Annotated in this window: 10 protein-coding genes; 4 read left to right on the top strand and 6 right to left on the bottom strand. The window is 50.6% G+C overall.

Annotated elements, in window-relative coordinates; translation table 11 throughout:
* Window positions 1–63: 63 nt before the first annotated feature.
* The 4 genes from ACT3RR_RS11530 to xylA all read right to left on the bottom strand — a co-directional run bounded on the left by ACT3RR_RS11530 (window position 64) and on the right by xylA (window position 4,217).
* On the bottom strand, window positions 64–756 hold the full coding sequence (locus tag ACT3RR_RS11530) for a CidB/LrgB family autolysis modulator (protein ID WP_396130877.1): 693 nt from the start codon (window positions 754–756) through the stop codon (window positions 64–66).
* Entirely contained in the window at window positions 753–1,151 is a 399-nt protein-coding gene (locus tag ACT3RR_RS11525) for a CidA/LrgA family protein (RefSeq protein WP_353501876.1), read from the bottom strand. Before ACT3RR_RS11525 ends, ACT3RR_RS11530 begins: the two co-directional genes overlap by 4 nt.
* Before the next feature lie 201 nt (window positions 1,152–1,352).
* A complete protein-coding gene (gene xylB / locus ACT3RR_RS11520; protein ID WP_496200369.1) occupies window positions 1,353–2,807 on the bottom strand; it encodes a xylulokinase in 1,455 nt (484 codons plus the stop codon).
* Between the two features lie 90 nt (window positions 2,808–2,897).
* Window positions 2,898–4,217, bottom strand: coding sequence for a xylose isomerase (xylA, locus tag ACT3RR_RS11515; RefSeq protein ID WP_496200356.1), 1,320 nt, complete (start codon window positions 4,215–4,217; stop codon window positions 2,898–2,900).
* Window positions 4,218–4,625: 408 nt separating this feature from the next.
* On the opposite strand from xylA, the gene xylF reads away from it, so the two are divergent.
* The 4 genes from xylF (at window position 4,626) to xylR (ending at window position 9,800) form a co-directional block, all read left to right on the top strand.
* The gene (xylF, locus tag ACT3RR_RS11510) at window positions 4,626–5,621 is read left to right on the top strand and encodes a D-xylose ABC transporter substrate-binding protein (RefSeq protein ID WP_353501878.1); all 996 of its coding nucleotides are present in this window, start codon (window positions 4,626–4,628) and stop codon (window positions 5,619–5,621) included.
* Window positions 5,622–5,710: 89 nt separating this feature from the next.
* Complete coding sequence (locus tag ACT3RR_RS11505; RefSeq protein WP_496200355.1) at window positions 5,711–7,252, top strand: xylose ABC transporter ATP-binding protein; 1,542 nt, start codon at window positions 5,711–5,713, stop codon at window positions 7,250–7,252.
* On the top strand, window positions 7,245–8,432 hold the full coding sequence (locus ACT3RR_RS11500; protein ID WP_353501880.1) for a sugar ABC transporter permease: 1,188 nt from the start codon (window positions 7,245–7,247) through the stop codon (window positions 8,430–8,432). The genes ACT3RR_RS11505 and ACT3RR_RS11500 overlap by 8 nt, the downstream gene beginning before the upstream one ends.
* Window positions 8,433–8,621: 189 nt before the next feature.
* Window positions 8,622–9,800 carry a D-xylose utilization transcriptional activator XylR gene (xylR, locus tag ACT3RR_RS11495; protein WP_353501881.1) on the top strand — a complete coding sequence of 393 codons (1,179 nt, stop codon included), beginning with the start codon at window positions 8,622–8,624 and terminating at the stop codon, window positions 9,798–9,800.
* Between the two features lie 64 nt (window positions 9,801–9,864).
* On the opposite strand, the gene ACT3RR_RS11490 is transcribed toward xylR, so the two are convergent.
* Window positions 9,865–11,289 (bottom strand): CBM96 family carbohydrate-binding protein, encoded by a 1,425-nt coding sequence (locus ACT3RR_RS11490; protein WP_485900324.1) that lies wholly within the window; start codon window positions 11,287–11,289, stop codon window positions 9,865–9,867.
* 224 nt (window positions 11,290–11,513) lie between these two features.
* Window positions 11,514–13,838 carry an alpha-xylosidase gene (gene yicI, locus ACT3RR_RS11485; RefSeq protein ID WP_496200354.1) on the bottom strand — a complete coding sequence of 775 codons (2,325 nt, stop codon included), beginning with the start codon at window positions 13,836–13,838 and terminating at the stop codon, window positions 11,514–11,516.
* Window positions 13,839–13,859 lie beyond the last annotated feature (21 nt).

The raw sequence follows: 13,859 nt of genomic DNA, 5'->3' as shown, positions 1-13,859 counted from the left end.
AAACCTCACCCCAGCCCTCTCCTTAAAAAGGAGAGGGAGCAAAGCAAAACCCAATGATCTGCTTTACCCAAACATTGCCAGCAGCACCGGAAACAGGAAAGGTGCAATAAGTGACGTCATGATCCCGCATATCACCAGTGCCAGCGAGCTAAAGGCACCTTCTTGAAAATCAACTTCTGCGGCGCGGGCCGTGCCTAGGGCGTGGGAGGCGGTACCCATGGCTAAACCGCGTGAGGTTTTGGTGGTGATTTTCAGGACATTCAAAATACTGTGACCAAACACCGCGCCAAGAATACCCACGAAAATCACGCAGACTGCGCTAATCGCCGGGATGCCGTTGATCGAGTGAGCCGTTGCCATGGCAATCGGCGTGGTCACTGATTTTGGTAATATTGAGGCGGCCAACTCAGGCGTCGCGCCCATCCATAAGGCTATCGCCGTGCCGCTGGTCATCGCCACCATACTGCCAATAAAACAGACGCTGATGATCGACTTCCAGCGGGCGCGTATCTGGTGCAACTGCTCATACAGCGGGAAAGCCAGCGCCACCACCGCCGGTTGTAGCAGGTCATTCAGAATCTTACTGCCAGCAAAATAACGGGCGTAGGGAATGTTGGTCACTAACAGTAGTGGGATGATCACCACCATCGACATCAGCAACGGATTCAACAGCGGAAGTTTCAGCTTGATAGCCAGCTTGCGGGTGGCGAAAAATACCAGCAGCGTTAAAGGTAACGACCAGAGAATGTCGATCATGATTTCTCCTCCGCGTCATTATCCAGCGGCTTTTCACGATGAATAAAGTGCGAGCAGTAAGCCGTGATCACCAGTACGACTAAAGTGCTGACCAGACAAGAAACCACCAGAGGGCCGAACTGGGCGCGCAGCATATCGTAATAGGTCATCACCCCGACACCGATGGGTACGAAGAGCAGGGCCATGTAGCGAATGAGCACATTACAGCCCGGCTTCACCCAGCGATAAGGCAAAACTTGCGTCGAAAGCAGGCAGAAAAGGATCAGCATGCCGATAATGCTGCCGGGAATGCTGATTGGCAGCAGTGATGAAATTCCGATGCCAGCGTATAAGCAGGCATAGATCAAAATAAATGACCTTATATATTGTAAAAGCAAAGTTAATACGTCGCGCATAGCCTTCATCCCAGTAAGGTGACGCATTCATCATACAATTAAACTGTGATCTGCACCACAAAAAGGAGTATGAAATTAATGCATGAAGTGTATGCCATTTTGGAAACGTACCTAAGGTAACTTTGCAGTTTTATCTCAGCTTTGACGTGGTTGATAGAACGTCCGCGTGCCCTTTGAAACGGTAAAAGGGCACGTGGTGGCTCATTTCATTAAGGGCAGCAGGCTTTGATAAAGCTGGTGGAAGATTTTTCGTCGTTCAAGATAGCACTGCTGCTTTGCACCGTCAGGGCGATGCGTTTGTTCCAATGGTAACTCAGGTAGCAGCTCTTCCATTGACTTATCCGGGTTCATCGCCAACTGCGCCAAACGCGCTGCACCAAGGGCTGGTCCAACATCGCCGCCGGTTCGATACTCCAGCGTCTGCCCGCTGATATCCGCCAGCATTTGCCGCCAATAGGCACTGCGTGCGCCACCACCTATAAGAGTGATGGAATCAGGTTTCAGGCCCGTGGCGTGAAGGGCATCCATACCTTCTGCGAGGGCGAATCCTACGCCTTCTAATACGGCCCGACCAATATCGGCCGGGCCGTGTTCATGTGTTAAGCCAAACAGGGTTCCGGTAGCGTTCGGATTATTGTGCGGCGTGCGCTCGCCAGAAAGATAGGGCAAGAACCAGACAGGGCTTTGGGCCGGTGTCGATTCTTCAACCAGCTTAAGCAGACTGGCTACCGAGTCCATCCCCGTTAGCTTTACCGCCCAGTCCAGACAAGAAGCGGCGCTCAGCATTACCGACATCAGATGCCATTTATTGGGCAAGGCGTGACAGAAGCTGTGCACCGCCTGCTGCGGATTACTGAGGAAGCCTTCGCTAACTGCAAAATAGACGCCCGATGTGCCGAGTGACAGCATCGCCTGGCCTGCCCGATAGAGGCCAACGCCCACCGCACCGGCTGCGTTATCTCCTCCGCCTGCGACCACCGGCACGCGTCCGATACCCCAACGCTGAGCCAATTCGGCACTCAGCTCGCCTGTGATCTGATTGCCTTCAAACAGGCGTGGCATATGTTTGCGCGAAAGGCTACAGGCGGCGAGTATCTCATCGCTCCAGTCTCGTTTGGCGACGTTCAACCACATCGTGCCTGCGGCATCTGACATATCACTGGCAAACACGCCGGTCATGCGCCAACGCAGATAGTCTTTCGGCAGCAGCACTTTGTCGATGCGACTGAAAATATCAGGTTCAAATTGCTTGACCCATGCCAACTTCGGCGCGGTAAAGCCCGGCATCATAATATTGCCCGTGATTTCCCGCGAGTTGGGCACTGCCTTTTCAAGCCCCTGACACTGCTTGGCGCTACGCCCGTCGTTCCACAAAATGGCCGGACGCAGCACTTGCCCCTGCTGATCTAACAGCGTGGCGCCGTGCATTTGCCCCGTCAGCCCAAGGGCCTTAACTGTGGCAAGGTTATGTTCAGCCCCCAACGCGAGAAGTGAGTTATCGGTGGCTGTCCACCAGTCGGCGGGATCTTGCTCCGACCACAAAGGGTGAGGGCGGGAAAGGGGGAGAGGTTCCGTGTGCGTAGCCACGACCTGACCTTGTTCATTAAGTAAGATGGCTTTGACACCCGACGTGCCAAGATCGATACCGAGATACATAAACACTTCTCTCCCTGTAGGCTGCTGCATGAGTCTTCAGCGCCCAGCAATTATCATGCCGGGCGAAGCAGATTTTATATCTTATGGGGCTTAGCCAAATAAATAGCGGTTGACGAGATTCTCTAGTTTTTCTTGTTGACCACTCTGATGAGCCGGAGCTAACTTATGCTGCTGAGCAAACTGGGACAGGGCCTCAAGAGACATCTTGCCCTGCAAAATTTGCTGACCAAACTCAGCATTCCAGCCGGCGTAACGCTGGGCGACGTGCTTGTCCAACTCGCGACTTTCCACCATTTTAGCCGCCACTTTTAGTGCGAGCGCCATGGTGTCCATCGCGCCAATATGACCGTAAAACAGATCGTATTTGTCATTGCTTTGGCGACGCACTTTGGCATCAAAGTTCAGGCCGCCGGTGGTAAAACCGCCAGCCTTAATGATTTCGTACATGACCAGCGCATTCTCTTCCACGCTGTTAGGGAATTGGTCGGTATCCCAGCCCGACTGTGGGTCGCCGCGGTTGGCATCAACGGAGCCAAAAATTCCCAGCGCGATCGCATTGGCGATCTCATGATGGAACGAGTGGCCGGCAAGGGTCGCGTGGTTGGCCTCCACGTTAACTTTAACCTCTTTCTCCAGACCAAACTGTTTCAGGAAGCCATACACCGACGCCACGTCAAAATCATACTGATGCTTGGTGGGCTCTTGCGGTTTTGGTTCAATAAGCAGCGTGCCCTGAAAACCGATTTTATGTTTGTGCTCAACAACCAGCTGCATAAAGCGGCCAATTTGCTCGCGCTCTTGGCGTAAGTCGGTATTCAGCAGGGTTTCATAGCCTTCGCGGCCCCCCCAAAGCACATAGTTTTCGCCCCCGAGTTTTTGGGTCGCTGCCATCGCATTGCACACCTGCGTTGCTGCCCAAGCGAACACTTCTGGGTCGGGGTTGGTCGCCGCCCCCGCGCCGTAGCGTGGATGAGAAAAGCAGTTCGCGGTTCCCCACAGTAGCTTAACGCCGGTGCTCTCCTGTTTGCTGGCTAATACGTCAGTCATCACCGCGAGATTATGGGCATACTCCTTGATGGTCGCGCCTTCAGGGGAGACATCCACGTCGTGGAAACAGTAGTAAGGAACATTCAATTTTTGGAAAAATTCGAAAGCGACGTCTGCTTTGCCTTTTGCCAGTTCCAGAGCCTCTCCCGGCTGCTGCCAAGGGCGGTCAAATGCCCCCAGACCGAACATATCAGAGCCGTTCCAGCAGAAGGTATGCCAGTAACAGGCCGCAAACCTTAGATGTTCTGCCATGGTTTTACCCAAAATGACTTCATTGGGATTGTAATGGCGGAATGACAAAGGATTGGTGCTGTTGATTCCCTCGTAGCGAACCGCGTCAAGCTTGTCGAAATAAGCGTGCATTGAAAACTCCTTGGAAACTGGCCCAGATCGGCTGGGAAGTGAGTTTTAATCTTCGGAGTTGAACGCCTTGCTAACAATTACGTTATTTCACACTCAAATTAACTTAATTATTAAATGTGCTGTAGATCGCATAAATAAGCAGATCGGGACGATTTATTTTCAGAAGTTACGTGATGTCACGTAAATAAATTGAGCGAAGTGCAGCTCCTTACCATAAAACTATGACATCCATCAAACATTCGGAAAGAAACTAAAAAACATAACGCGGCGATTAAAATCTGCAATTGCCGAAGTGAGGGTCAGAGACAACAATTCCACGGCGACAATAACTCTTCATTGATGAGCAATCTTTGGTGGTTAAGCCAGAGCTTCTCCTTTTCAGCCTCGATATAAAAAAGGTCTTAGAAGATGAAAATGAAAAAAATCTTACTTACAGCCTGTGCCGCAATGTTGTTTATCAGCCACGCTGGTATCGCTAAAGAAATTAAAATTGGCATGGCTATCGATGACTTACGATTAGAACGCTGGCAGAAAGATAGGGATATATTTGTTGCCAAGGCGAAAACATTGGGTGCGGATGTTTTTGTACAATCGGCCAATGGTAATGAAGAAACACAGATGGCGCAGATTGAAAATATGATCAATCGCGGCGTGGATGTCTTAGTGATTATTCCCTATAACGGCGAAGTATTGAGTAATGTTATTGCCGAGGCGAAGCGAGAAGGGATCAAGGTTCTGGCTTATGATCGCATGATCAATAATGCTGATATCGATTTTTATATTTCGTTTGATAATGAAAAAGTGGGTGAACTGCAAGCACAAAGTCTGGTCCAGCGAGTGCCTCAAGGTAACTATTTCCTTATGGGAGGATCGCCTGTCGATAACAATGCCAAGCTGTTCCGTGCAGGGCAGATGAAGGTGCTTAATCCATTAATCAAAGAGGGTAAAATTAAGGTTGTTGGCGACCAGTGGGCAGATGGATGGCTACCGGAAAACGCGCTGAAAATTATGGAAAACGCATTGACTGCCAATAACAATAAAATTGATGCCGTTGTAGCCTCTAACGATGCCACGGCAGGCGGTGCTATTCAGGCGCTTTCTGCCCAGGGGCTGGCAGGTAAAGTAGCGATTTCAGGTCAAGATGCCGACCTTGCCGCGATAAAACGTATTCAAGCCGGCACGCAAACTATGACGGTTTATAAACCTATCACCAAGTTAGCGGATAAGGCCGCTGAAATTGCCGTTCAGTTAGGCAAAGATGAGAAACCGGCGTCCAATGCCACCTTAAGTAATGGCAAGAAAGAGGTGCCTTCCTATTTGTTAACCCCTATTCAAGTTGATAAAGAAAATATCGACTCAACCGTGATTGCCGATGGCTTCCATAAAAAGTCGGAACTTAATTGATATTGAGTTAATGGTTTTTGCCATCAATGGGACTCGCTCGGCATTCGACGGTTTTACTGTCTGAATGTCCGAGCAATGCGAGGTAACTCATGCCTGTATTATCGGAAAAAAGCTGTCTGCTGGAAATGCGACACATCACCAAAAAATTTGGTCAGGTTAAAGCCGTCGATAATATTAGTCTTAAGCTAGATTCCGGCGAAGTGCTTTCTCTTTGTGGGGAAAATGGTTCCGGAAAATCAACCTTAATGAAAGTGCTATGCGGTATTTATCCTTATGGTAGCTATGAGGGAGAGATCTATTTCTCCGGCGAGCCGCTATTAGCCAAAGGCATTCGTGAGACAGAACAGAAAGGCATCGCGATTATCCATCAGGAATTAGCGCTAGTGAAGCAGATGAGCGTGCTGGAAAATATGTTCCTTGGTAACGAGTGGGGCAAGTTCGGCTTCCTCGATACCGACCAGATGTATTTACGCTGTCGGCGGATGTTAGCCCAGGTTAAATTAAACATTGATCCTCATACGTTGGTGGGAGAATTAGGTCTTGGGCAGCGCCAACTGGTTGAAATTGCCAAGGCGCTCAACAAGCAAGTGCGTCTGCTGGTTCTGGATGAGCCAACTGCCTCGCTCACTGAGAGTGAGACGGAAATCCTATTAGATATCATCCGCGATTTACGCAATCACGACATCGCTTGCATTTATATTTCGCACAAACTGAATGAGGTGCGGTCAATCTCCGACAGGCTTTGCGTCATCCGTGATGGGCAACATATTGCCACGCGGGATGCAGCCGGAGTCACGGAGCAGGAGATTATTGCGATGATGGTCGGCAGAGAGTTGACCGAACTCTTCCCTGAGCGCCAGAGGCGGATTGGCAAAGAGGTGCTGCGCGTATCGCAGCTAACCGCCTGGCATCCGATTAACCGTCACATTAAGCGAGTGGATAACGTCAGTTTCCATCTGCATGCCGGAGAAGTATTGGGCATTGCAGGGCTAGTGGGGGCTGGACGTACTGAAATAGTGGAGTGCCTATTTGGGGTTTATCCGGGGCGCTGGCAGGGCGAAGTGACCATTGCCGGCAAGGTTGCCCACATCAACAACTGCCGTGATGCGATGCGACTGGGATTAGCCATGGTGCCGGAAGACCGCAAACGCGACGGCATCGTGCCGGTTATGGCGGTAGGCAGCAACATCACTCTGGCGGCACTGGATAATTTCACCGGCGGCGGCGTGATCCACGAAGCCAATGAACAGCAGACCATCCGGCAGTCGGTGCGCCAACTGAACATCAAATCTTCCTCTTCCGAATTGGCAATTGGTCGTCTGAGTGGCGGCAATCAGCAAAAAGCGATTTTGGCCCGCTGCCTGTTACTCAACCCCAAAATCCTCATTCTCGATGAGCCGACGCGCGGTATCGATGTCGGCGCAAAACATGAGATTTATAAATTGATCGGTCAACTGGCGGCAGAGGGTATGGCAATCATTGTTATCTCTTCCGAACTGCCAGAGGTGTTGGGGTTAAGCGACAGGGTGCTGGTGATGCATCTTGGCCAGTGCAAGACCTGTCTGGATAACCATAATTTGACCCAGCAACAAGTGATGGAAGCCGCCTTAAGGAGTGAAGTTAATGTCTAAAATATCCCCGCCAGTCACTGGCGAAACGGCTAATCAATCAGCAGGGTTTTCACTGCATCGCCTTAAGAATATAAACCTGCAGGTCTATGTCATGCTCGCCGCTATTGCGGTGATTATTGTGTTCTTTTCAATCACTACCGATGGCGCCTACATCAGTTCACGTAACATCTCCAACCTGCTGCGCCAAACAGCTATCACCGGGATTTTGGCCGTGGGAATGGTGTTCGTCATTATCTCAGCGGAGATTGATCTCTCCGTCGGCTCAATGATGGGCTTACTCGGCGGCGTGGCGGCCATTTTTGATGTCTGGCTGGGATGGCCGTTGCCGTTAACCATTGTCGTCACGCTACTACTAGGATTGCTGCTTGGTGCATGGAATGGCTGGTGGGTCGCCTACCGCAAAGTCCCATCGTTTATTGTCACGCTAGCGGGGATGCTGGCATTCCGTGGCATCTTAATTGGTATCACCAGTGGGACCACGGTAGCACCGACCACGCCGCAAATGTCGCTGATTGGTCAAAGCTATCTGTCAAATGGCCTGGGTTTTGGAGTTGGCGTGGTGGCACTGGTGCTATTTATTGGTTTTCAGTGGCGTAAGCGTAATCAGCGGGCAGCGCTCGGTTTGCCGGTGACAGCGGCGAAAAACGATGTCACCCGACAGGCACTGACGGCGGTGATCGCTCTGGGCGCAGTCTTACTGTTGAATGAATATCGTGGCGTGCCGACCCCGGTGTTGATTCTGGTCGCGCTGATGCTGGGGGGGATGTTTATGGCTTCGCGCACGGCCTTTGGGCGGCGAATTTATGCTATCGGTGGCAATATCGATGCTGCAAGACTCTCCGGCGTTAATGTTGAGCGCAGCAAGTTGGCGGTCTTTGCTATTAACGGCCTGATGGTGGCGATTGCCGGTTTGATTCTCAGTTCACGCCTTGGCGCGGGTTCACCTTCGGCGGGTAACATTGCCGAACTGGATGCCATTGCTGCCTGCGTTATTGGCGGAACCAGCTTGGCTGGCGGGGTGGGCAGCGTCGCGGGGGCAGTGATGGGAGCTTTCATTATGGCTTCACTGGATAACGGCATGAGCATGCTGGATGTTCCCACCTTCTGGCAATATATCGTCAAGGGCGCGATTCTACTGCTGGCAGTATGGATGGACTCGGCCACCAAGCGGCGCGCATAAAGAGACTTATTCACGAGGCGGCTTATCTGAAAGGGGACAAATGGCAATTAAATCCAGTAAACATCACAAATTCTCACGCCGAAGGCGCGGATTTGTCGCGGTCATGTTATTGAGCTAACTCACTGTGCCCCATCTGTTTCTATACGCTGGGGCCCTCTCTTAACTATCTTTGGCTGAGATGGAAACGGCATGTTTGATAAGCGCTTTCGCATAACACTGCTATTCAACGCTAATAAAGTCTATGACCGGCAGGTGGTCGAAGGCGTCGGCGAGTATTTACAGGCGTCACAGTGCGATTGGGATATCTTTATTGAAGAAGATTTCCGTTGTCGTATCGATAACATCAAAGATTGGCTGGGTGATGGCGTTATTGCCGATTTTGACGATCGTGAAATAGAGCACATGCTGCACAATCTCAATGTGCCGACGGTGGGCGTGGGCGGTTCTTATCACCGCGAGGAGGATTATCCCCCCGTACACTACATCGCGACTGACAACTATGCGCTGGTGGAAGCCGCGTTTATGCACTTGAAAGAGAAGGGTATAAACCGTTTCGCCTTCTATGGCTTACCCGGCAGCGGCGGCAAGCGCTGGGCCCAAGAGCGAGAACACGCCTTCCGCCAACTGGTTGCGGCAGAGCAATATCAGGGCGTGGTCTATCAAGGGATGGAAACTGCGCCGGAGAACTGGCAGTACGCGCAGAACAGGCTGGCCGACTGGATACAAACTTTGCCCCAGCAGACGGGGATCATTGCCGTGACGGATGCACGCGCTCGCCATCTGCTTCAGGTGTGTGAACATCTGGATATCGCGGTGCCGGAAAAACTGAGCGTTATTGGCATAGATAATGAGGAGCTTACCCGTTACCTGTCGCGCGTCGCGCTGTCATCCGTGGTGCAAGGCACGCGGCAGATGGGCTACCGGGCGGCCAAGTTACTTCACCAACTGTTGGATAAGCGAGAGTTGCCGTTGCAGCGTATTTTGGTTCCGCCGGTAAAAGTGATGGCGCGCCGCTCTACCGATTTTCGTTCTTTGCGTGACCCTGCCGTGATCCAGGCTATGCATTACATTCGCCACCACGCATGCAAAGGCATTAAGGTTGAGCAGGTGCTTGATGCAATTGGCATATCACGCTCAAACCTTGAAAAGCGTTTTAAAGATGAAACCGGCCAGACTATTCATGGCATTATTCATGATGAAAAGCTGGATAGGGCGCGGAACTTGCTGGCGGCAACCTCAATATCTATCAATGAGATCTCGCAAATGTGTGGCTATCCGTCATTGCAGTATTTCTACTCGGTATTCAAAAAAGGCTATGACATGACGCCGAAAGAGTATCGTGATAAGCATGGCGAAGTCCTTTATTGAGCCATAAAAAAGCCCCCGGGCACCGGGGGTAACATAAATCACAACTTGATCAATCTCAGGCCTTTTATGGCTCTTTGACTTCCTGATATCCGACAAGCATTAATGTGGCGTTTTTCCCACCTTCTTTGCTACTCATCGAAATGACTCTCCCCTGACGTTCACCGCCTACGATGTAGGAAATTTCAGTTTTACCTGCCGCCAATGCGGCCCTGACGGGTTTGTCTACGGTCACATAACGGAACTGCTGGTTATTGTTCAGCTGCATACTGCCATCGGCGGTGTAATTGAATGGTGGTCGAGTGTTCCACGTCACGCTCTTTTCACTCCAGGCATTAGGATCCGTCGGATAGAAGAAGATATTTCTGACTGCGGAGTCGGTGGTATTGCCATCCCAGACGCGAATTTTATAGGTAAAGGTTACGCCCGGATAATCCTCCATATTGCTCGGGAGTGGCGGAATAGTGAATTTTAATAATGCCATACTCTGTTTATTCACATCTCGACCCGGAGGGTTCCAGTTGTCTTGAATTAACATAGTAGTTTGGTCATTAAAGTTTTTATCACTATCTTCCAAATTACTAATATAAGTATCTTCAATCACGTCGGTATAGCTATATGGAATATTCTTTCCACAATCCATCTTATAATTCATACAGCGTTCGGTCATGAATGTTGCGGCTTGGTCTGTCCATGCATTCATAAAATCACCGTGAGCTGTATAAGGGCTGCCCCAGCGAGGCGTTAATACGCCATCAACTATTGTAGGGTCCATCGATAACTCTATTTTACTCACATCCAGAGAAGTAATTTGTGGCAAGACGTAGGCGATGTTCATATTGACGGTGGCGAGTTTCACCGGATAATCCGTCGGGCATTGATTATTAGTACTATAAGTTGCGTTAATGACGCCGGCACCCGCTTTGAGATTTTTTCCATCCCAACAGTTGGGGAAAGCAATGCCGATATTTAATTGCACGGCGTCACCGGCAGATCTCAGCCCGCAGATTTGGTCTGCCTTGTTGGTGTATCCAGTACCGTTGGCACATAAGAAAGTAATATGCGGATTTGGGCCGGTACCATCGTGGTCACCGGCTAAGAGTTGCAGCCCGTGTGGATAGGGGGTTAGCGGGTTGTTAATAACATCATTGGCCTGATAGTAGTTCTTCATATAGGACGGATGGACGATCTCACCATTGGGGAGTTTCATGGTGGGAACCCAATAGGCGGTGCTGTCCGCCGCGTTGTTGCAAGTCGTGCCTGACTTGGTTAATAAGATATCGGCGGTGGAAAAGGCGTTAGTAAAGCGATTGCCAAAAAAATCATGGGACATCGCCATACCAGGTTTGCCGAACATTAAAATCGGATCGTCAGATTTCATATGGCTAAAACTACAATCAACGTCGATTTGAGAATCTGCCGCCAGAGCAGGCACGGGGAGGAAAGCCGCTAGCCCGAATAAGCAGGGCAAAGTGGTCAATACTTTTCTCATGGGATATTCCTCAAAAATAATCAATGATGCACAAGAGAATAAAGCGATGAGAGAAGTATTAGCGAAGTTAAGTCATTTAGAGAACTTAAAATCTGCTTTCCTGTTATTAATGACAGCAGTCTATGCACTATATATGGGGTGACTAAGAAGTGGGTGGCGGAAGATAATTCTTGCAACGATCATTTATCGAAAAAATTATCTTCCTGTTCTTCTAATGCAGGTTTTTACAGCCTGATACTCAAGGGTGCATTACTTTCTGTCGGCTTAAAGAGGATGCCTTTATCACTTTCGCTGGTTGCGAAGTTTTCAACATAGCTAATCTTGTGAACATTACGCAGACAGAGACTCCAGTCTGTAGCTTCACCCTCAGCAGTAAAGATTATCTGCTCACCTGAGCGGGTCGCCGTGAGGGTGAAAATCGTATTGCCGTGCATATCGGTCAGCTTACTTTCGGCGGTGTGACCTTCATCCAGCTCGAAAAGGTGGAATTCTGGCGCAACGCTATAGTCATAATCTGGCTTCTGATTATTACTGCCTAACGCCAGCAGCGTATTAGGCCGCACATAGAGCGGCAGGCTGTCAAAGCCGTGCTGCTGGTGATGCCAGCGATTACCTTCTGCCACTTGGTTAGAGAGCAAGTGGGTCCAACGGCCCGAAGGCAGATAGAAATCAACCTCTCCTTGTTCACTAAATACCGGGGCGACCAGCAAGTCATCGCCGAGCATATATTGGCGATCGAGATAGTCACAGGCCGGATCCTCAGGGAACTCTAGCATCATGGCGCGCATTACTGGCGTTCCATTGTTTGCTGCCTGAGTGGAGGCAGGATAAAGGTAGGGCATCAGTCTGCATTTGAGTTCGGTAAACAGGCGCAAGACGTCGCAAGCCTCTTCATCATAAACCCAGGGAACACGATAAGACTTACTGCCATGCAACCGGCTATGGCTCGACAGCAGGCCAAAGGCGCACCAGCGCTTATAGATATGTGCAGGAGCCGTGTTTTCAAAGCCGCCGACGTCATGACTCCAGAAACCAAAGCCGGACAGGCCGATGGATAGCCCTCCGCGTAAACTTTCCGCCATGGATTCATAGGTGGCGTAACAGTCGCCGCCCCAGTGAACAGGGAATTGCTGCGCTCCTACCGAGGCCGAACGTGCAAAAAGCACGGCTTCCGACGCGCCCAGTTTGTCTTGTAATGTTTCGTAGACCAGTTGGTTATAAACAAACGCATAGTGGTTGTGCATTTTCTGCGGATCACCGCCGTCATGCCACACCACGTCCGTGGGAATTCGCTCGCCAAAGTCAGTTTTGAAGCAGTCTACGCCCATGTCGATGAGCCGTTTTAGATGACCGGCATACCATGTGCAAGCCTGTGGGTTCGTGAAATCAACAATGGCTTGACCAGGCTGCCATTTGTCCCATTGCCACACGCGCCCATCCGGGCGTTTTAATAAATAGCCGCGTTCTTTGCCTTCTTTAAACAAAGGAGATTTCTGCCCGATATAGGGATTAATCCATACGCAGATTTTTAATCCTTTATTTTTAAGCCGGCGGAGCATGCCCTGTGGGTCGGGGAACACTTGCGGATCCCACTCAAAATCACACCATTGGAAGGCTTTCATCCAGAAGCAGTCAAAATGGAAAACGTGTAGCGGCAAGTTACGCTCAGCCATGCCGTCAATAAAGCGATTCACCGTCTCTTCGTTATAGTTCGTGGTAAACGAAGTGGTCAGCCATAAGCCGAATGACCAGGCGGGAGGCAGTGCTGGTCGGCCGGTGAGCCGAGTATATCGGTCTAACACTTTTTTGGGCGTCGGACCGTCAATGACCAGGTATTCAAGGTATTCGCTTTCCACGCTGAACTGCACCTTCGACACTTTCTCGGAGGCGACTTCAAAGGAGACGGCTTCAGGGTGGTTCACCAGCACGCCATACCCGCGATTAGTGAGGTAAAAGGGAATGTTTTTGTAGGCTTGCTCGGTACTTGTGCCGCCATCGCGGTTCCAGGTTTCTACCGTCTGGCCATTCTTTACCAGTGCGGTAAAGCGTTCTCCCAGACCATAGACAGTTTCGCCGACGCCTAAATCCAGACGCTCCATAATGTAGTTTTTGCCATCACGGTTGTTCTGCACATAGCCATTGGATTTGGCTACGCTGCCGGTGATGCGCTTGCCGTGCCGCAGAAAGTCCAGCGACCAGTGCGGGCCTTTGGTCACGCGCACGCTGAGGTCGCCGCTGTGCAGCGCGCAATATTCCTCACCGTTTTCGAACCTGACGTCGTGCTGAGTTTCGACGTTGAGCGGATACTGCGGGCCGAGATCCAAACCGCCATCAAAATGGGTAATTCGTACCCCAATGACGCCATGCTGCGGGGAGAAGAAACGCAGCGTAAAGAGCGCCGTATCAAGCTGGTTGGCTCGCTCACTGGCTTCTCTCGGCGCGGCATATACTGTCATTTCTTGATCAGAAAACTGGACCTCCGACACATACAGTGGATGGGTTAGGACCAGTCCCTCTTGAATTAACCAGTTACCATCACTGATTTTCATTTTTCACTCTCCTTGCTCTCA

It is taken from the genome of Ewingella sp. AOP8-B2-18 (assembly GCF_052376015.1).
Lineage (GTDB): Bacteria > Pseudomonadota > Gammaproteobacteria > Enterobacterales > Enterobacteriaceae > Ewingella > Ewingella allii.
Note: the sequence above shows the minus strand (reverse complement) of the source record. Positions and strands in the feature narration are given on the sequence as shown.

Coding starts and splice junctions, on each gene's coding strand:
- ACT3RR_RS11505 (WP_496200355.1), top strand. CDS start 5,711: ATGCCTGTATTATCGGAAAAAAGCTGTCTGCTGGAAATGCGACACATC.
- ACT3RR_RS11525 (WP_353501876.1), bottom strand. CDS start 1,151: ATGCGCGACGTATTAACTTTGCTTTTACAATATATAAGGTCATTTATT.
- xylR (WP_353501881.1), top strand. CDS start 8,622: ATGTTTGATAAGCGCTTTCGCATAACACTGCTATTCAACGCTAATAAA.
- ACT3RR_RS11500 (WP_353501880.1), top strand. CDS start 7,245: ATGTCTAAAATATCCCCGCCAGTCACTGGCGAAACGGCTAATCAATCA.
- ACT3RR_RS11490 (WP_485900324.1), bottom strand. CDS start 11,289: ATGAGAAAAGTATTGACCACTTTGCCCTGCTTATTCGGGCTAGCGGCT.
- xylA (WP_496200356.1), bottom strand. CDS start 4,217: ATGCACGCTTATTTCGACAAGCTTGACGCGGTTCGCTACGAGGGAATC.
- ACT3RR_RS11530 (WP_396130877.1), bottom strand. CDS start 756: ATGATCGACATTCTCTGGTCGTTACCTTTAACGCTGCTGGTATTTTTC.
- xylB (WP_496200369.1), bottom strand. CDS start 2,807: ATGTATCTCGGTATCGATCTTGGCACGTCGGGTGTCAAAGCCATCTTA.
- yicI (WP_496200354.1), bottom strand. CDS start 13,838: ATGAAAATCAGTGATGGTAACTGGTTAATTCAAGAGGGACTGGTCCTA.
- xylF (WP_353501878.1), top strand. CDS start 4,626: ATGAAAATGAAAAAAATCTTACTTACAGCCTGTGCCGCAATGTTGTTT.